We start from the raw sequence: 17,873 nt of genomic DNA on the forward strand, positions 1-17,873 counted from the left end.
TAATATTTGCACAGATAAACTGGATCTGAGTACTTGAAATTATAAGGAAAGAACCTTTTCACTATTTGATTGAAATATTTCGGATAAATATTCTTCATCTAAGGCAATTTCTCGCTGAACAATCTGAAAAATTGAAAAAATAGAGTCAGGCGTATTCTCTCCCTTCAGCCCATGATATAACGGCATATCTGGAGCATCCGTTTCAAGCACAAAGCTATCCAATGGCAATTGCGTTAACAGTGCTCTTAATTTATGCGCACTCGGCCAACTCACGGCACCACCAATGCCTAATTTAAATCCCAGCTGATAAAACCGCTGGGCCTGCAACAATGATCCCTGAAAGGCATGAACAATGCCACCGTGAGGAACAGAATGTTGTTTGAGCAATGAATAAAGTTCATCATACATTCGAACGCAATGAAGAATCACCGGCAGCTCATACTGATGAGCATAATCGAGCTGACGGATCAAAAGTTGTCGCTGCCAAGGCATATGAGAGACAAATCGGCGATCCAGACCACATTCACCAACAGCCACGATCTGTGAGCGATGCTGATCAAGTAACATTCCCAACGCATCAGCAGCGGCCATAACATCCCCTGAAGGCATAAAACAAGGATGAATGCCTAAGGCAATATGAATATTTGGAATTTTCCCCAATGCCAGAACGGACTCCCAATTCGAAGGCCCGACAGCCGGAACGACAAAACGGCTAATCCCCTGCTGTTGCCAATGAAACAGTTTATCGGCTAGAGGTTGAAAACAAGGAAAATCCAAATGGCAATGGGTATCAATCAGTTGCATAGAGGATCCAATACGATATAAACCTTCAATAATCTATCATAATTTGGGACCTAAATAAGTGTTCCTAACACTAAATCACATAGGCTAAACAACACCTTAGCGATCCTCACATATCATCGCCTGATGCCCCCAATATATCTCACGATTCTTCCTGTAGTACTTTAGCCTGTTTAGACTTATTCATATTAAATACAACAATTCCAATAATAATCATACAGGATCCTAAAACCATAACTGACGACATTTTTTCAGACAATATAAAATAACCCATAACAATCGTTGTAACTGGAACCAAATACATATATAACATTGTTTTGGAAACACCAATATATTCAACTGCTTTATTCCAAAAAATATAACAGGCTCCTGAAGCTACAATGCCTAAAAATAAAATATTATATAAATCAGAAGTAGCAAAAAAATGATGATTTAAAAACGATTCATTTAAAAACAACATGACAATGAAAATTGTAATAATAGCGTAGGCAAATATTTTTCTCACTCTAATGATAGTATCAATTTCATCATCAATACAATCCAGCGTAATTGCAAACAAAGACCATACAATCGCAGCGAGCAATGCTAAAAGATCACCTTTCGGATTAATATTGATATCCAGTGATCCCTCCTTAATGACTAAATAAACACCGATAATTGATATCAGGGTTCCTAATAAATTTTTTCGATTGAAATTATTTTGTTTAAATAAAAGAAAAATAAAAACAGTCGATATAATTGGGGAAGTTGTGACGATTAAAGATGCATTACTGGCATAGGTCATCTGGAGTGCATAATTTTCAAATAAAAAATAGATAGAAACGCCAAATAGGCTCGCTAAAAAGTATAACAATTCATTTTTTATGTTTATTTTATAAAAAAATTTCGGCCTAATTATAGCTAATACAATCCATGCCACAATACAGCGATAAAATAGAATTTGAATAGGCGATAAATCTTGCAAAAGAACTTTAGTGGAAATAAATGTACTGCCCCATACAATCACAGAGATAAGCGCTAATAAATGTCCATAATAACGTAAAAGCATAACTCCAACCTTCAATAAATCCTTTTTATTTTTACAATATGATTTAGAAATTAACCACTTAATATTTAGTTCCAATAGATTAAAATATAGGTCATTAATGTTCAGAAACCTTTTTTAATTTAACAATCATCATACAAATGTCAATGGTAGATAAAGATATATATAGTTTACTCTTTATAATAAGAAATATAGTTTTTTATACTAAATTTATGCTCTATTTAAAGTTGTTTTTATATTTATATTCACAATATAACTTAATTAGCAGTTATTTTATCGACTATTTTATTTCGACATCCTCTAAAGTTTACATTAAACTTTTTACATTTATTCACACTAATAGTGACAGACTGAACCGCATTCAGAGCACAACGTCTATTTCAATTCGCCAATACACAGGCCCAGAGACCATGCAATGGGATCTCAGAATGAATGGCAAAATATAAGGTTGTGTATTTGAGAGAAATAATGATAAGGACAGAAGATAAGAATGAGAGCTGCATCCTGTGATGCACATAGATCCAAGCAATAAACAGACATACCGGCCCAGATAACCGGTATGTCCAAACCAATTAATGCTCTCGGGTTTTACAAAATTCAATATCCGGATGACGTTCAATCGCCAAGTTTAGATTAACCATCGTGGGGGCCAGATAGGTCAAATTATCACCACCATCCAGAGCCAGATGTTCATGCGCTTTACGTGTAAACTCATCCACTTTACGCTCGTTCCCATAACACCAGCGAGCCGTCGCGACATTGATGGTTTCATACACCGCTTCCACTTTATACTCAGTTCTCAAGCGATGTACGACCACATCAAACTGCAGTACCCCAACCGCACCGACGATTAAATCGTTATTCCGCAGCGGCCGAAAAACCTGTACGGCGCCTTCTTCTGAAAGCTGGATCAATCCTTTCTGCAGTTGTTTTTGCTTGAGTGGATCTTTTAACCGAATACGACGGAACATTTCCGGTGCGAAGTTCGGGATCCCGGTAAATTTGAACGTATCCCCTTGCGTAAACGTATCGCCAATCTGAATCGTACCGTGATTATGTAGACCGATAATATCGCCGGCAATAGCGCGTTCCGCAGCGCTGCGATCCCCCGCCATAAAGGTCACGGCATCCGAGATACTTACATCTTTACCGATCCGAACATGGTGCATCTTCATGCCTTTAGTATATTCACCGGACACAACCCGCATAAAGGCGATCCGGTCCCGATGTTTCGGATCCATATTGGCCTGAATTTTAAATACAAAGCCACTGAACTTATCATCTTCAGCTTGAACCGCTGCGACATCCGTTTGACGAGGCATCGGTGCTGGAGCCCAAGCAGTCAGACCATCTAACATATGATCGACCCCAAAGTTACCCAATGCAGTACCGAAAAATACCGGGGTCAGTTCTCCCGACAAGAATAGTTTTTCATCAAATTCGTTCGATGCCCCCAGCACTAACTCCAGCTCTTCACGCAGAGCTTCCGCCAAGCCAGAACCAATAGCGGCATCAACTTTGGGATTATTTAACCCTTCAATCACCCGGCGTTCCTGAATCATATGCCCCTGACCGCTTTTATAGAGCACCACTTCATCACGCAGAATATGATAAACCCCTTTAAACTCTTTCCCGCAGCCAATCGGCCAAGTGATCGGCGCACAGGCAATTTTCAATTCATCTTCAACTTCATCTAACAGTTCCATTGGATCACGGGTCTCCCGGTCCAATTTGTTCATGAAGGTTAAGATGGGCGTATCGCGCAGCCGGGTGACTTCCATCAATTTGCGAGTTCGATCTTCCACCCCTTTAGCAGCATCAATCACCATCAAACATGAATCGACAGCGGTCAGAGTTCGATAGGTATCTTCTGAGAAATCTTCATGTCCCGGAGTATCCAACAGGTTGACAATACAGTCATTATACGGAAACTGCATCACTGACGTGGTCACAGAAATCCCACGCTCCTGCTCCATCTGCATCCAGTCTGATTTGGCATGATGACTACTGCCCCGACCTTTCACGGTACCCGCCGTCTGGATTGCATGTCCGAATAACAGCACTTTTTCAGTAATCGTGGTTTTACCCGCATCCGGGTGCGAGATAATAGCGAAAGTTCTTCGCTTATTGATTTCATTAAGAAAATCTTGGTTTGCCATGTATAAATTCTTTTAGTTTGTACACGGATTTGTACACACTTTTGGAAGTACTCTCTTTTCAGTTCTTCGCTGATCAAATCCGTTGTGTTAATCGTAATTGGCCGCTATTTTCGCCGATCTTGACTTTATAAACAATCAATGGTTACCTAATCGATTACCATTTACGCTCAGTATGCACCAATGCTCAGTTGTCGCGGTTTGTAATCGTTACTTCTTCAGCCCATGAACAATGGTGACTGAACCACGCCTCCATCGTTACCCAAAATCGATGATCGCTTGTCGAACTACACCAATAATGGTGCAATTACTGTTGATTGGTATGACAGGGTATTGAGGATTCAAAGGTTTTAGGTACTTCTGTTCACCCTCAATGATCAACTGCTTAAAGATAGCTTCTTTAGAATCGTCCAAACGCGCAACAACCAATGAGCCTGATGAAGCAGGCCATTCAGGATCGACAACGATCACAGCACCTTCAGGTATTGACTTTTTACCGCTTGGATTTTCCATACTATCGCCCTTTACACGAAGTGCGAAACAACCCTCATGCGCTTTCCCAGAGACTTCACGCCACTTCTCAATATCTTCATGGGTAAATCCCTCCGCTATTTCACTCCAATCACCAGCCTGAACCCAGTTAATAAGAGGAATTCTTCCCTTCATATCAAGCCCCACGTCTACATTACTGACCCCCAAGCCAATGTCACCCTCCCCGGTGGCGAGCCAATGAGCATTTACGCGAAGCGTCTCCGCGATCTGCATGGTGTAACGAGACCGAACCGATTTACCAGAGCAAATCTGGCTGATCGACTGCTGTTTGATACCAATGCAACGAGCCAGCTCAGACTGAGTCATCTCAGTAAGCTGCAAGGCATGGTTTAGTCGTTCGGATAAAGTTTTCATAAATCTATATTTTACAAATAAAACTGTAGCCTTTAAACAATTTTAACTGTTAAATTATCGATGGGGTAATCAGAAAAAGGTTCTACTGGCGCGCCAAGTGAAGCGCCTTTGCGATCTCAATAAAGTGTTCCAAGGCTGCAGAACGGCTATCTTTTCTCCAAACAAGCTCGATATTGACAGGTAAGTTAAGATCCTCAAGCTCGATAACGGAAAGGCCGGATGGCAATCCTTGCAACACCGTTCGGGGAACAATGGTGCACCCTACACCAGACGCCACAAGAGAGAGCATCGTGATAGCATCACTGCCTTTCTCAATAATACGTGGCTCTAGTCCCCGGTGTTGCAAAAACTGAAGTAATTGGTCATGAAAAATAGGGCTCTTCTCTCGTTCAAACCAAACAAATCCCCAATCTTGGATATCTTTAAGGTAACGAGGCCTCTGCTCAAGTAGTGGAGAATCAGACGGAACGACCAATGCCAATTGATCTTCGTACAATATCATGGAGTTTAGCTCGGGTAATGCCAGCGGAAACATCAATATTCCCGCATCCAACCGTCCCTTTAAAATCGCATCAAGCTGAGGCCCTGAAAGTAAGGTATCGACATCTAACATCACAGCTGGAAACGCCTTCCGATAACGCTTTAAGATCTGATTTATGGGCTCAAGCCAAAGAATCATAACGGTCACGCCGATACTCAACTGACCTTCCAAACCCTGTCCTACTTTCCTCGCTTTGCTTTTGGCTCTATCCAGCTGGGCTAGAACATCCTGAGTATCCTGTAGAAATACTTCACCAGCCGGCGTAAGTTCAACGCCTGATGAATGACGTAAAAATAAAACACAACCAATATCGTCTTCTAATAACTTGATTTGTCTGGTCAGCGCAGGCTGCGCGATATGAATCGCACGGGCTGCAGCAGAAAAGGACCGTGCCACTGCGATCGCATGAAAATAGTGAATTTGCTTTAAATCCATATCGCGTACATCCATATCAAATTGCTATTGAGGAGCAATAAATTAACTATTTTTATTATCGCACACCGCGTGCAACACTGCTAAATATCACCGCCTTAGTTTTAGAAAGGAATTATTTATGCAGACGTTTTTTGAATCATGCCTTGATGATCTTATAGCCCTCCGCCAAGACTTACATCAACATCCGGAACTTGGTTTTCAGGAAATCTATACATCGTCAAAAGTAAAAAGCATTCTAGAGGAACTGAATATTCCATACACTGATGGACTAGGTCATACCGGACTCGTCGCCACAGTTCATGGAACCCAACCGGATAATGGTAAAAAAATCGGTTTAAGAGCGGACATGGACGCACTCCCCATGACCGAGAAAACAAGCCGCACATACGGTTCAAAACACGCTGGTCGCATGCATGCTTGTGGTCACGATGGTCATACCACCATCTTGATTGGTGTCGCTAAATATCTGGCTCAACATCGAGATTTTTCCGGAACAATTTATCTGATATTTCAACCGGCTGAAGAAGGTTTTGGGGGCGGTGATGCCATGGTCAAAGACGGGTTATTCGAGCAGTTTCCAATGGATGCTGTATACGGACTACATAACTGGCCTTATCTCGAAGCAGGGAAAATTGCAGTCGTCGACGGTCCAGCGATGGCTTCCTGTGACCGACTAGATATTATCGTCAATGGCCTTGGTGGACACGGTGGGGCAACACCGCATTTAACCATTGATCCGATTCGAATTAGTGCCTCACTCATTCAGTCTTTACATACCATCATTAGCCGAGAAGTTGCGCCATCCGATCAGGCCGTGTTGAGCCTGTGCGCCATTCAATCAGGTGAGCTAAATGCTTTCAATGTAATCCCACAAAAAGCATACCTGAGTGGGACGATTAGAACCTTTGCTCCTCAAGTTCAGGATAACATTGAAGCAGCCATAAAGAGAATATGCTCAGGCGTCGCAGCTAGCTATGGCGCTCATATTGATGTCAACTATCAGCGAATTTATCCGGCAACGATCAATACCCCCCAATGCAGTCAATTAGTCAGGGAGACCATAGCGCACGTTTTTCCTCCGGGAACACTCGATAACTCAGTCGCACCAAGTTTGGCCAGTGAAGATTTTTCATTTCTGCTCAACGCCTGTCAAGGGGCCTATATTTTTCTGGGGAGTGCCCGACATGAAAACGATGAGCCACTGCACAGCCCAAATTACGATTTTAATGATGATGTTATTATGACAGGAGCAACGCTACTTGCCTCTACAGCATTAAACGCTTTAGCGTCCTAGGAAACCCAAAACGAATAGAGCGCTCAAACACTGAGCGCTCTATTCGAAGTAAGATTATTTTTCTGCGGCCAACCAACGAAATACGGTTCTGGAGCTGATTCCTAGGACTCCCGACACCGTCTCAACTTTCCACCCATTAGCCACGGCCTCCATCGCAATGGGTCTTAGTATAGCGTGAATGATCTTTTGTGAGGGTTTGATCTCTTCACGCGGCTTCCCCACCCCATTCATCAGGCCGCTCGACCTCCGAGATAAAGTTCACGAATTTCTGGATCGTTAAGTAAGTCTTTAGCTTGTCCTTCCAGAGCCACTTGCCCCATCGCAAGTACATAGGCCCTATCCGACATTTTCAAAGCTTCGATCGCATTTTGTTCCACCATCAGAATGGTGACTTGTTCCTGCTCACGGATCTTAACGATGGCATCAAATACATCCAGCAGCATTTTGGGCGACAACCCAGCTGAAGGTTCATCCAACAATAAAATCGATGGCGATGGCATTAATGCTCTGGCAAGCGCTAATATTTGTCTTTCTCCGCCCGACATAGACGATGCAGAGTCAGACCACTTTTTCTTAAGGATGGGATATTGTTCGCAGAGCGCTTCAATTCGTTGCACTTTCTCCTGCGGACTCATAAATAAGCCCCCGGTATGCAAATTTTCTTTTATCGATAACTGGGTAAAAACATTATCTGTCTGCGGAACGAATCCCATGGAACATTCGCGAATTTTTCGATGCACCGGGAGATGACCAACCGACTTTCCCTGCATCGAAATATCCCCTTCTCGGGGCAATAAAAAACCTGCAATAGTTTTAAGTAACGTCGATTTACCACAACCATTGGGTCCCAAGAGAGTCACGATCTCACCCTGCTCAGCATGTAAACTGATACCATTGAGAATATTAATTCCCGGAGTATAACCTGCAACAAGATCCTTCACGTCTATCATACTGCCTCCTGCATTTCACTAAAGTTACCGCCAAGGTAAGCACTGATGACTTCCTTGTTTTTAGACAGATCTTCCGGTAAACAATCCGCCACAATATCGCCACGATTTAAGACGATACAGCGATGGCACAGCTCACGAATGAACTGCATATCATGTTCAATGATAATCAGGGAAAGACCTTTTTTATTCAAACGCACCAAGGTATCGACAATACTTTTCCTTAAATTGGGATGAACGCCAGCCATAGGCTCATCAAGCATAAGCACATCAGGTTCGCCCATCAGCGCACACGCAATACCTAACAGTTTCTTCTGACCTCCAGAAATAGCCGATGCAGGCTGATGGCTTACTTTTGTCAATAACAGTTCTTCCAAAATCGCTTTGGCCTTATGCATTACTTTAGCTTCAAGCTCGGTCATAGAGCGCGTTTTGAACAGGTTTTGCCATAATTTATGTTGTTGTGTATCGGCTGCCATCACGACTTCAAGGACCGACATTTTTGATGGCATAGAAGGTAACTGGAATGTACGAGCAATCCCAGTGCGAATTATTTCATGAGGTTGGCACTTCTCAACATGAACGTTATTCAGTGCGATTTGCCCCGCGTCTGCTGGCGTAAAACCAGAAATGACATTGAGCAACGTACTTTTGCCTGAACCATTTGGACCAAGTAAACCCAATATTTCCCCCTTTTTTAAAGAAAAGGAAATATTCTCTAGCACATGATTTCCACCAAATGATTTTGAAATATGGGTGACATTCATTAACGAACTCATCGTATTTCCCTCACTTGTTCAGGTATCAATCCATCCGACTTTTTCAACAAACATAAAAGTAGAATAAAACCAATGAGTCCCAGACGTATAGCACCGCTGGTATCCGCACTGATATTAAAAATATCTTTGGCAAACGGGATAAAGTTGTAGAGCAATTCAATAATCAAACTCCCCAGGAGTACCCCCGATACGCGCCCTATTCCCCCAATAATGACCATACTCCAAATCACAAATGTTTCAGAGGACAGCAAATAATCAGGGCTGACGTAATTCATATAGAGCGCAAGTATCATTCCAGCTACAGCACTAATCATGCTACTCAGAACCAATGCTTGACACTTTATCGATAAAACATGGTATCCAAGACACATCGCTAATTGGGGTTCTTCACGGATGAGTCGTAACGCTCGACCAAATTTACTCATATAAACTTGTCTGCAGAGTAATGCCGTTATACACAGAAGAACGGCAGTAATAATGAAAAAGGTATAAGACGAACCTGCCGTATCATTGAATCCATGAATCACTATATGGCTGATCCCCTGAGCGCCCCCGGTTAGCTCATCTTCATTGAAGACAATCATACGAATGATTTCAGCAACGGCCAGAGTCGCAATGCCCCAATAATCTGCCGCCAATTTGCGGCCCAACATTCCTATCGCTAGTGCTAATAGCGCGGCTATTGCCAATCCCACAAGAATAGAAAGCAGTAGTGGAATATCCCACATCATGCCGATACCTATCGCATAGGCACCGATTCCCACAAATGCGATATGTCCAAAATTAAGGAGTCCCGTCCACCCAGCCTGAATATTCAGCGCTAAAGCGATCAAGCCATAAATTCCCGTCATGATGATGACATGCAATAAAAACTCAAACACGATGTAGCTCCTTGCTAAATAGCCCATGAGGTCTGACAAGCAAAGCGACAATCAAAACGGTAAACGATATTGCGTTAACATACATCAGTGGGATATAAAGAGGATCACCTCCGAATAACGCGCCAAAATCGATAGTTGTCGCCAGCGTTTCGGTTAAACCGATTAAAGCGGCACCAGCTACGGCACCAACAGGATTTCCAAGTCCTCCCAATATTGCAGCGGCCAAAACAGGCAACAGTAAATCGTTTCCCTGATTGATGTAAGCACTTGAATTCAACGCCAGCAAAGCGCCACCTAACCCTGCCAGAGCGCCCGCAATAAAGTTCACCAAAGGGATAATCGTCTGAGCATTGACACCAGATCCCTGAGCGAGAGCTTGATTACTGGCTAGAACACGAATAGATAAACCAAGTTTGCTACGAAACAGTAAGGCCGAAAACAGAACAACCGAGAGAAGCGAAATTGTTGTAGAGACAATTTGATAACTGGATATTCTCACATCACCCAGCACTATAATTTTGCTGATCGGTAAATTGTAGAGAATAGGTGAAGAACCCATGACCCCCAACATAATCGCCGTAATGACCATCGATACCGCCAATGAACCTATCATGGCATTTGCAGAACCCGATTTGGCCAAGGTCGTAAATACAGCCCGATGAAGTATGAGTGCGATGAGCCCACAAAGAATACAGGCCATCATCAGTGCGAGGGGGAATGGTAAGCCTAACTGTAATAATAAGGCGGTGCCATAGGCACCTACCATTGCGTATTGAACGAATGCAATATTGGGAAATTTCACCAAGCCATAAACGAGGCTAACACTCAAAGCAATCAGTGCTAAATCCGCCGTACGTATCAATACATCTGTAAAAAATTGCATCATATGCTCCTCCTTACCCGCGTGAACTAGCGCAATTCAATTTTGCCATCGGCAATTTTTACGCGCTTATAAGGTTGGGTGGTTCTCATATGGTCTTTATCTAGATTGAATGCACCCGTAATCCCTTCATAAGAAGGGGCAACGTCTAGCATCGCGGCTTGAACTTTGGCTGGCTCACTAGATTTTGCGGTTTCGATTGCCTTTGCGGCTAACATAACGGCGTCATAAGCAAAACTCCCATATGCGGATTGTGGTGCTTTGTGATACTCAGCGGTGTAAGCATCAACATAATGCTTGCCGTCAGGTCCTAAGCTTTGAACCTCCATACCTCGCTGGCCATTGGTGTATTCTTTCGGCGAATCTCCGGTACTCATCGTGAGATATTTTGCATACCATGGGGTTTGATTCAAACCCAGCTGATAAGCATCTCGATTTAATACGATCGCATCTTGCCCATAACTGGTATAAACATAGACATCGGGCTTTAAACGACTTAATCGATCGAGTTCACTACGATAGGTTGGTTGGCCCATTTTATACAACACCGTACCTAGGATTTTTCCGCCAGCCTCTTTGAAGAATTTAGAAAACTGTTTTACGGTTCCTTGTCCATAAGCGCCATTTGGGGCAATCACAACGGCACGTTTGTATCCGAGCGCATAAACATCTTGGGCTGAGAATTGGGAAGAAAGATTATCGAGCCCAATGACACTGTAGGAGTAATCACCGATCTTACGAATATCAGTACTCGTCCCCGATATATTGATATGAACTCGCTTTTGCTGCTCCAGATACTGACCAATGGGAATGGTCACACTAGAAGAAAATGAACCAATAACAACGGGAACATTATTCACTTGGACCAGCTTCTTCACCGCACCGAGACCTGTCATAGGGTTTCCGGCAGAATCTTCAAAAATAACTTTTAATGGTTCGCCAAGAACACCGCCTTTGTCGTTCAATTCTTTAACTGCAAGCTCGATACCTCTTTGCTGATCGATACCATTTTCTGAACTCCCTCCAGTCAAAGGTAAAATAGCGCCAAGCTCGATGTCCGCATGGGCCAAGCCGCTCACTAATACACTACCCGTCAAGCTCATTGTGACCAAAAGGCTTTTAAAACGTTTAAATTGCTTCATGAATCCATCCTTGTCATAAATTCTGACACCATGCACGTGATCTTTGAGTGCAAAATTAAGTCTACGCAAAGTGCATTACAAAGTGTATACACTTACTTATACACTTTAGGCATCAGATATGCCAAGTAATACGATCCTGTCTAAAAAACTCTCTTGTTGTCACATATCGTTTATTAAACATGTACAGCTTATTCATTGATAAAAATACAAATTAATTGTGTTTTTAGCTTGTGAGATGACTGACAAAAACAATTAAACAAGGTGCTACTATTAAACGGGTTGATATTAAAATACCCACTCACGCACGGATCTATTTGGTGCATTTTTGTTCAAATCAGTGCGGAAAATTAATTTATAAAGTGTATACACTTATTTCTTGCGTTATATTTATAGCTATGTTAGTTGTAAAAAAAGCGGTGAGTTATCTCACTGTCATCGGGAAGGAAAGTTATTGTGACAGAAAGCAAACGAGGTACTCGTAGAGCAGATAGCGTTGATAAAGTTTATTCAGAATTAAAAACTTTATCGATAGACTATTATTTTAAACCTGGAAAAAGAATTAATGAAGTTGAATTAGCTCAGCGATTTGGTGTGTCACGAACGCCTATAAGAGAAGCACTTAATCGTCTTGCAAAAGAAGGCTTTATGTATTTTGTGCCAAATAAGGGGTTCTATTCTCGAGATATGACGCCTAAAGGTGTCCATGAATTATATGAATTAAGAGCTATTATAGAGCAGGCTTCTTTTCAATTAGCCTGCCAAAGAGCATCAGATGAAGACATTGAGAGAGCCGCTCAAATATGGGAAGAGAGTTGCCGTAACTTGCCCCAACCCGATCAAATAACAGATTGGACTCCCATTGCCTTAATCGATGAAAAATTTCATATGGAAATTGCAAAAATGGCAAATAACTCAAGACTTTACGATACTCTTGAGAGTTTAAATGCATTGGGCCGTTTTTACAGAAGAATTGATCTGGAAACACCAGAGAGAAGAAACAATGCTTATGATGAACACGTTGAAATAATTAAAGCACTACGGAATAGAGATATTGAACAGGGTGTTAAATTATTAGAAAAACATGTTTCTTTAAGTTCACAACATGCCGTTAGTGTAACGAAAGAAGGATTAGCCAGAATATTTATTGGTGATATTAGTTTAGACGATATTTAAATATATTAAATCTAGCTAATATATTTATTTTTAACAATAGAAATGGATTTGAAAATATGGATATTAGCGAAAAAAAAAGTTTGAGCTTAGATCATATTCTACTAACTGTAAAAAATTATTACTCTGCATATGAAAACTTAAAAAAATTAGGTTTTCAAATGACACAAATAAGTAATCACCCATGGGGGACAGCAACAAGTTTTGCCGTATTTCAAGGAAACTTTATTGAATTAATTGGTGTTGTTGATGAAACGAAATTTGGTATTAATGCAACGAATGGTTTTTGTTTTGGCCGACAAATAAATAAATTCCATGCAAAAGGCGAAGATGGCATTTCAATGATTGCTTTACATTCAAAAGATACCGTAGGCGATTATTCCGAACTCAATGAACATCATAATGAAACACAAGGTATTGTTGATTTTCGTCGCACCATCACTCTAGAAGATGGTACTCCGGATGACGTAGTGGTCACTATCGGACTCTTCCTTGATTCTCAACATACCGAAGCGTCCAGTTTTATTTGTCATCAACACAGACCCGATCTCATTTGGAAAGATGAATGGATGGTTCATCCCAATGGCGCGATCAAAATTGAGGCGTTAACTTATATCGGAGAAGATCTGTCCTTTTTAGAAAATCGTTGGACCCAAGACTATGGTTGCATTGAAAAAACTGAGACTTCTTTTTCGGTCAACACCCAATCAGGCCTCTTGAGAGCCGTTTCGCCATCAGAGTTCCGACAAACTTATTCACAAATAGATCTGCCCGTATCAAACAACCCCACTCCGCATGTAGCAGCAGTCACCCTATCAACGGCCTCACTCGATCCATTGATTGCTATATTGGATGATAATGAAGTCCCCTACTACAGCGATCACCATCGAGTATTGGTTTCTCCGACATACTCAGGAAACGTAATACTTGAATTTATTCCATGGCAAGCAGCTAATTAATAAAGGAATAACCATGCTTACTCAACAGATACATTTTTTCGGTGCCGGACAAATGGCTGAAGCGATGATTCGCGCCACAATTAATAGCCAATGTTTCGCTGCGGATCATATTTCATGTTTTGATATTCGCCCAACCAGAACGGCCGAGCTATCACAGCGATACGGGATCCTTGAGCAAGAAGACTTAGAGATAAACCTCGCCAATACCGATATCATCGTGCTCGGCGTACGGCCTCAAGACGATTTAGTGGCTATTGCCAATAGAATTAATCAGTATGCAAAACCCAATGCCACCTTAATCTCAATCATCGCTGGTGTTACATTACAACAATTGGAGGATAACTTTGGTGCTGAGCGCCCTATCGCCCGCATCATTCCGAACACACTGACGGATACAGGATTAGGTTTTACGGGTGCTGTCTATAATAATTGGGTTGATAAAGAGGTCGTCGACACCTTTGTAACCAGTTTTGGTAAGATTATGCACGTGGCTGAAAATATGTTGGATATTTTTACGGGCTATGGTGTCGCCGGGATCAACTATGTTTACTTATTCATCGAAGCCTTGGTCGATGCAGGCGTGTTAGCGGGTATGCCTAGAGAACAAGCCAAAGCAATCGCATATGAAAATCTTATTGGCGCAGTAAAAATGCTCAATATCAGTAACTGCCATCCCCGCCAACTACTGGATATTAACAACTCACCAGCGGGGGTGGGTATCAATGGCTTGTTTGAACTCAATCAGAGCAATTTTGCCAGCGCCATTCAAAAAAGCGTACTCACTCAGGTTCGCCGAACCACTGAACTAGCCAAAGGCCAATAAATTAGGAACTCCTGCTGCTCGGTTAGACCACCGGCAGCAGGTCGATTCATTACTTTCCATATTCAATCGAATCAATGACCCTCTCTTTATCCCCATCAGGGCTTTACCACACATCGTCATCCACGGCTTTCTTTAGTCACGCACGTGCTATTGGCAAAATCATCGATGTAGTCTAAATCGCTCTTCTTCAATGCTTTCAAAGAAAGTGGCACGTCATCGAGATCGTCGTTATGACAAGGCGATGAAAGCTAACCCCAAAAAATGAGCCACACACAAACCGCTAGAGACAATTTCAGATATTCACACCCCAACAAAATACAATAAAATCAAATTATTAAGTATTTGTGAGATTATTTCATAACCTATTAATTTCCGCTGATATTGTCTATTTTCAACAAACTCTTATACTAGAGGCGGCTGAACCTTCATGATTAAATTTTGTTCAAATCAACCATATTTGGCACAGGGAAGCAATCTGCGTCTGATCGTTCAACTAGTCACATTTAGCTAAACATAAAAAATAAAAGCATTCCTGTTTTACGGATATCAATCATCATTCGCCGATAAGCCATATCGAGATCAACAACTCATTTATCCTGAATGGGTTGTTATCCCATATTCCCCATGCGATACCGGTCCGAAACTAAACCGTAAGGCTAATGATCCTGATCGAACCAGTGGATGCATTGCAGAGGTCATTTTTACATGAGCGCGGAGCGACTTTCATTGTCAACTCAAAACCATAAGTTCACATTTTTTAGTGCATCCTTATCCCTGATGACTATTTTTATTGCAGCGGGTGCCCCTATCCCGCTGTATGGGATTTACCAAGCCCAAAATGGCATTACCTACCTTGACCTATCACTCAGCTCCGTGGTCTATTTTGTCGGCGCCGTACTCTCTATGCTCATCTGTGGTCGGCTCTCCAACTATTATGGCCGACAATCCATTTCACTGCTTTCGCTGATCTGTGCCGCGATTGCAACCATTTCGTTTTTGCATGTGGACTCAGCCGCACCACTGCTGATTGGTCGTTTTTCTCAGGGGCTGGCAACCGGTTTAGCGTCGACCGCACTGGCGGCATGGATCGTCGATTGCTCTAAATCGGTTCCGGTTTGGATTGCGCCCGCAGTCATCAGCTGTGGTCCGATGACAGGGCTCACCATTGGCGGGATCGGATCCGGCATATTAGTACAATTTGCCCCCATGCCAAGACAGCTTCCGTTTTATATTGTGCTGGCACTACTGGCTATCTGTATCGGTCTCTTGTGTAAAAGTCAGGAAACCATGACTCGAAAATCAGGAGCGCTAGCCTCACTCAAACCTCGGTTTGGTCTGCCCCCATCGGCGAGAAAAGCTTATCCCTTAGCCGCGTGTACGTTCATCAGTACCTGGTCGGTGGGTGGTTTTATTCAGGCCTTTGGCCCAGCCATCGCGCAAGAACAACTCCATTCATCCAGTGCTATTGTGGCCGCACTGACCTTCGCATCTCTAATGGCTCCCAGTTCGTTAGGAGCTTCACTGGTGGGGAACTATAAACCGGAACAGACCCAGCAATGGGGGCTGTTGTTATTCACCGGTTTTCTATGGTGCCTGATTGGCTCTTTATTTGTCGGCTCACTGACAGCCTTTTTGATTGCCGGCATACTGACCGGTATTGCCATGGGGGCCACGTTAACCGGTGGTATTCAAACGATGGTACAAGGGCTAGAACCCGATGATCGAGCCAATGTACTTTCAGTGATCTATGTGACCTCTTACGTCGGCGCCGCAGGACCGACGCTCTTCGCCGGTCATTATGCCGAAACCTATAAACTGGCCAACATCACAGCAGGATATGGGGTGATGGCAATTATTGCCTGTGTGATTGTCTTTAGTGCCGGGGCCCATGCATTGCTGAAACATCACGCCATCCACTCAGAGCGATAACAATCGCTCTGCGGCAGCATCCAGCGTCGCTTCTTGTTTGGCAAAACATAATCGGATCAAACGATGGTTAAATTCACCATCACAGAAGACCGATAGCGGAATAGCGGCGACGCCGACTTCCCGAGTAAGCCACTGACAAAAAGCGACATCGTCTAAGTCAGAGACATCGCTATAATCAGCCAGTAAAAAATAAGTGCCTGAGCATGGCTGAACTTTTAGACGACTGCGACTTAAGGCCTGAGTAAAACGATCTCGTTTAGCCTGATAAAACGCCGGGAGTTCCTGATAATGTTCAGGCTGCGCGTTAAGCATATCCGCAATGGCCAACTGCGCCGGCGTATTTACCGAAAACGTCAGATATTGATGGACCTTACGAATTTCGCGGCTAATCGCCTCCGGTGCCACACAATAGCCCACTTTCCAACCTGTCATATGAAAGGTTTTGCCAAATGAAGAAACGGCCACACTGCGTTCACGTAGCCGCGAATGCGCCAGAACACTAGCATGCCCTTCTGGGGCAAAACAGATATGCTCATACACTTCATCGCTCAACACAAACACCGGGTAATCCGCAATCGCATGAGCTAACGCATCAAAGTCCCGATGGCTCCAAACCGTCGCGGTCGGGTTATGAGGCGTATTCAAAATCACCAGCCGCGTTTTATCACTGAGTAAGGCTTTAAACGCCTGCCAGTCGACCTTAAATTCCGGAGGTTGCAGAGCGATACGCTTTAGAATCCCGCCACTTAACTCAACGGCTGGCGCATAACTATCATAACTGGGATCAAAACAGATCACCTCATCACCCGGACGAACAATCGCCGTAATTGCGGCATATAAGGCTTCAGTCGCCCCCGCCGTTACCGTGATATCAGTGCCGACATCCGGCAGATAGCCATAGAGTGACTCCGTTTTAGCCGCAATCGCTTCACGCAGCGCCACCGCTCCAGTCATCGGAGCATACTGATTGGAGCCTTGGCTCACATGATAAGCCAATCGCTGCTGCAGATAACTCGGCCCATCAAAATCAGGGAATCCCTGTGATAGATTAATCGCCTGACATTGCTGCGCCAGCGCGCTCATTTGGGTAAAAATGGTGGTTCCCAACGAAGGCAATTTACTATCTAAGGATAACGACCGCTGACCCGACATAAAGAACACTCCTTGATTTGGTCATCTATACAT

At 43.1% G+C, this 17,873-nt stretch carries 17 protein-coding genes; 5 read left to right on the forward strand and 12 right to left on the reverse strand.

What is annotated here, in order from left to right:
- Positions 1 to 39 precede the first annotated feature (39 nt).
- The 5 genes from ABUE20_RS03440 to ABUE20_RS03460 all read right to left on the reverse strand — a co-directional run bounded on the left by ABUE20_RS03440 (position 40) and on the right by ABUE20_RS03460 (position 5,884).
- Complete coding sequence (locus ABUE20_RS03440) at positions 40 to 804, reverse strand: TatD family hydrolase (protein WP_408618436.1); 765 nt, start codon at positions 802 to 804, stop codon at positions 40 to 42.
- Between the two features lie 139 nt (positions 805 to 943).
- Positions 944 to 1,849 (reverse strand): DMT family transporter, encoded by a 906-nt coding sequence (locus tag ABUE20_RS03445; protein WP_408618438.1) that lies wholly within the window; start codon positions 1,847 to 1,849, stop codon positions 944 to 946.
- A 569-nt stretch (positions 1,850 to 2,418) separates the two neighbouring features.
- Entirely contained in the window at positions 2,419 to 4,005 is a 1,587-nt protein-coding gene (prfC, locus tag ABUE20_RS03450; RefSeq protein WP_408618439.1) for a peptide chain release factor 3, read from the reverse strand.
- Positions 4,006 to 4,260: 255 nt separating this feature from the next.
- Positions 4,261 to 4,908 carry a LexA family protein gene (locus ABUE20_RS03455; protein WP_408618441.1) on the reverse strand — a complete coding sequence of 216 codons (648 nt, stop codon included), beginning with the start codon at positions 4,906 to 4,908 and terminating at the stop codon, positions 4,261 to 4,263.
- 82 nt (positions 4,909 to 4,990) lie between these two features.
- Positions 4,991 to 5,884: a LysR family transcriptional regulator gene (locus ABUE20_RS03460; RefSeq protein ID WP_408618442.1), complete on the reverse strand. Its 894-nt coding sequence runs from the start codon at positions 5,882 to 5,884 to the stop codon at positions 4,991 to 4,993.
- A gap of 118 nt (positions 5,885 to 6,002) precedes the next feature.
- Between ABUE20_RS03460 and ABUE20_RS03465 the strand changes: the two genes are divergently transcribed.
- Positions 6,003 to 7,178 (forward strand): M20 aminoacylase family protein, encoded by a 1,176-nt coding sequence (locus ABUE20_RS03465; protein ID WP_408618444.1) that lies wholly within the window; start codon positions 6,003 to 6,005, stop codon positions 7,176 to 7,178.
- A 54-nt stretch (positions 7,179 to 7,232) separates the two neighbouring features.
- Here ABUE20_RS03465 and ABUE20_RS03470 read toward each other — a convergent pair whose 3' ends face one another.
- Genes ABUE20_RS03470 through ABUE20_RS03495 form a run of 6 tightly spaced genes read right to left on the reverse strand, consistent with a single transcriptional unit; the run spans position 7,233 to position 11,807 of the window.
- Positions 7,233 to 7,409 carry a helix-turn-helix domain-containing protein gene (locus ABUE20_RS03470; RefSeq protein WP_408618445.1) on the reverse strand — a complete coding sequence of 59 codons (177 nt, stop codon included), beginning with the start codon at positions 7,407 to 7,409 and terminating at the stop codon, positions 7,233 to 7,235.
- Positions 7,409 to 8,128: an ABC transporter ATP-binding protein gene (locus ABUE20_RS03475; RefSeq protein ID WP_408618446.1), complete on the reverse strand. Its 720-nt coding sequence runs from the start codon at positions 8,126 to 8,128 to the stop codon at positions 7,409 to 7,411. Before ABUE20_RS03475 ends, ABUE20_RS03470 begins: the two co-directional genes overlap by 1 nt.
- Positions 8,125 to 8,904 carry an ABC transporter ATP-binding protein gene (locus tag ABUE20_RS03480; protein ID WP_408618448.1) on the reverse strand — a complete coding sequence of 260 codons (780 nt, stop codon included), beginning with the start codon at positions 8,902 to 8,904 and terminating at the stop codon, positions 8,125 to 8,127. The genes ABUE20_RS03475 and ABUE20_RS03480 overlap by 4 nt, the downstream gene beginning before the upstream one ends.
- A complete protein-coding gene (locus ABUE20_RS03485; RefSeq protein ID WP_408618449.1) occupies positions 8,901 to 9,785 on the reverse strand; it encodes a branched-chain amino acid ABC transporter permease in 885 nt (294 codons plus the stop codon). Before ABUE20_RS03485 ends, ABUE20_RS03480 begins: the two co-directional genes overlap by 4 nt.
- Complete coding sequence (locus ABUE20_RS03490; protein WP_408618450.1) at positions 9,778 to 10,671, reverse strand: branched-chain amino acid ABC transporter permease; 894 nt, start codon at positions 10,669 to 10,671, stop codon at positions 9,778 to 9,780. Before ABUE20_RS03490 ends, ABUE20_RS03485 begins: the two co-directional genes overlap by 8 nt.
- Before the next feature lie 23 nt (positions 10,672 to 10,694).
- Positions 10,695 to 11,807, reverse strand: a complete 1,113-nt coding sequence (locus ABUE20_RS03495) for an ABC transporter substrate-binding protein (RefSeq protein ID WP_408618451.1) — start codon at positions 11,805 to 11,807, stop codon at positions 10,695 to 10,697.
- Between the two features lie 453 nt (positions 11,808 to 12,260).
- On the opposite strand from ABUE20_RS03495, the gene ABUE20_RS03500 reads away from it, so the two are divergent.
- The 4 genes from ABUE20_RS03500 to ABUE20_RS03515 all read left to right on the forward strand — a co-directional run bounded on the left by ABUE20_RS03500 (position 12,261) and on the right by ABUE20_RS03515 (position 16,688).
- Positions 12,261 to 12,980 (forward strand): GntR family transcriptional regulator, encoded by a 720-nt coding sequence (locus ABUE20_RS03500; RefSeq protein WP_408618452.1) that lies wholly within the window; start codon positions 12,261 to 12,263, stop codon positions 12,978 to 12,980.
- A 56-nt stretch (positions 12,981 to 13,036) separates the two neighbouring features.
- A complete protein-coding gene (locus ABUE20_RS03505) occupies positions 13,037 to 13,936 on the forward strand; it encodes a VOC family protein (RefSeq protein ID WP_408618453.1) in 900 nt (299 codons plus the stop codon).
- 13 nt (positions 13,937 to 13,949) lie between these two features.
- On the forward strand, positions 13,950 to 14,759 hold the full coding sequence (locus ABUE20_RS03510) for a pyrroline-5-carboxylate reductase family protein (RefSeq protein ID WP_408618454.1): 810 nt from the start codon (positions 13,950 to 13,952) through the stop codon (positions 14,757 to 14,759).
- Between the two features lie 726 nt (positions 14,760 to 15,485).
- The gene (locus tag ABUE20_RS03515) at positions 15,486 to 16,688 is read left to right on the forward strand and encodes an MFS transporter (RefSeq protein ID WP_408618455.1); all 1,203 of its coding nucleotides are present in this window, start codon (positions 15,486 to 15,488) and stop codon (positions 16,686 to 16,688) included.
- Here the strand turns inward: ABUE20_RS03515 and ABUE20_RS03520 are convergent.
- The gene (locus tag ABUE20_RS03520) at positions 16,677 to 17,840 is read right to left on the reverse strand and encodes a pyridoxal phosphate-dependent aminotransferase (protein WP_408618456.1); all 1,164 of its coding nucleotides are present in this window, start codon (positions 17,838 to 17,840) and stop codon (positions 16,677 to 16,679) included. The two genes, ABUE20_RS03515 and ABUE20_RS03520, sit on opposite strands and share 12 nt — an antisense overlap.
- Positions 17,841 to 17,873 lie beyond the last annotated feature (33 nt).

It is taken from the genome of Celerinatantimonas marina (genome assembly GCF_046054165.1).
In the GTDB taxonomy this organism is placed as follows: Bacteria; Pseudomonadota; Gammaproteobacteria; order Enterobacterales; family Celerinatantimonadaceae; genus Celerinatantimonas.

Bases quoted from the DNA above. Each gene is read 5' to 3' on its own strand.
- ABUE20_RS03440 (WP_408618436.1), bottom strand. From the start codon at position 804: ATGCAACTGATTGATACCCATTGCCATTTGGATTTTCCTTGTTTTCAA.
- ABUE20_RS03445 (WP_408618438.1), bottom strand. From the start codon at position 1,849: ATGCTTTTACGTTATTATGGACATTTATTAGCGCTTATCTCTGTGATT.
- prfC (WP_408618439.1), bottom strand. From the start codon at position 4,005: ATGGCAAACCAAGATTTTCTTAATGAAATCAATAAGCGAAGAACTTTC.
- ABUE20_RS03455 (WP_408618441.1), bottom strand. From the start codon at position 4,908: ATGAAAACTTTATCCGAACGACTAAACCATGCCTTGCAGCTTACTGAG.
- ABUE20_RS03460 (WP_408618442.1), bottom strand. From the start codon at position 5,884: ATGGATTTAAAGCAAATTCACTATTTTCATGCGATCGCAGTGGCACGG.
- ABUE20_RS03465 (WP_408618444.1), top strand. From the start codon at position 6,003: ATGCAGACGTTTTTTGAATCATGCCTTGATGATCTTATAGCCCTCCGC.
- ABUE20_RS03470 (WP_408618445.1), bottom strand. From the start codon at position 7,409: ATGAATGGGGTGGGGAAGCCGCGTGAAGAGATCAAACCCTCACAAAAG.
- ABUE20_RS03475 (WP_408618446.1), bottom strand. From the start codon at position 8,128: ATGATAGACGTGAAGGATCTTGTTGCAGGTTATACTCCGGGAATTAAT.
- ABUE20_RS03480 (WP_408618448.1), bottom strand. From the start codon at position 8,904: ATGAGTTCGTTAATGAATGTCACCCATATTTCAAAATCATTTGGTGGA.
- ABUE20_RS03490 (WP_408618450.1), bottom strand. From the start codon at position 10,671: ATGATGCAATTTTTTACAGATGTATTGATACGTACGGCGGATTTAGCA.
- ABUE20_RS03495 (WP_408618451.1), bottom strand. From the start codon at position 11,807: ATGAAGCAATTTAAACGTTTTAAAAGCCTTTTGGTCACAATGAGCTTG.
- ABUE20_RS03505 (WP_408618453.1), top strand. From the start codon at position 13,037: ATGGATATTAGCGAAAAAAAAAGTTTGAGCTTAGATCATATTCTACTA.
- ABUE20_RS03510 (WP_408618454.1), top strand. From the start codon at position 13,950: ATGCTTACTCAACAGATACATTTTTTCGGTGCCGGACAAATGGCTGAA.
- ABUE20_RS03520 (WP_408618456.1), bottom strand. From the start codon at position 17,840: ATGTCGGGTCAGCGGTCGTTATCCTTAGATAGTAAATTGCCTTCGTTG.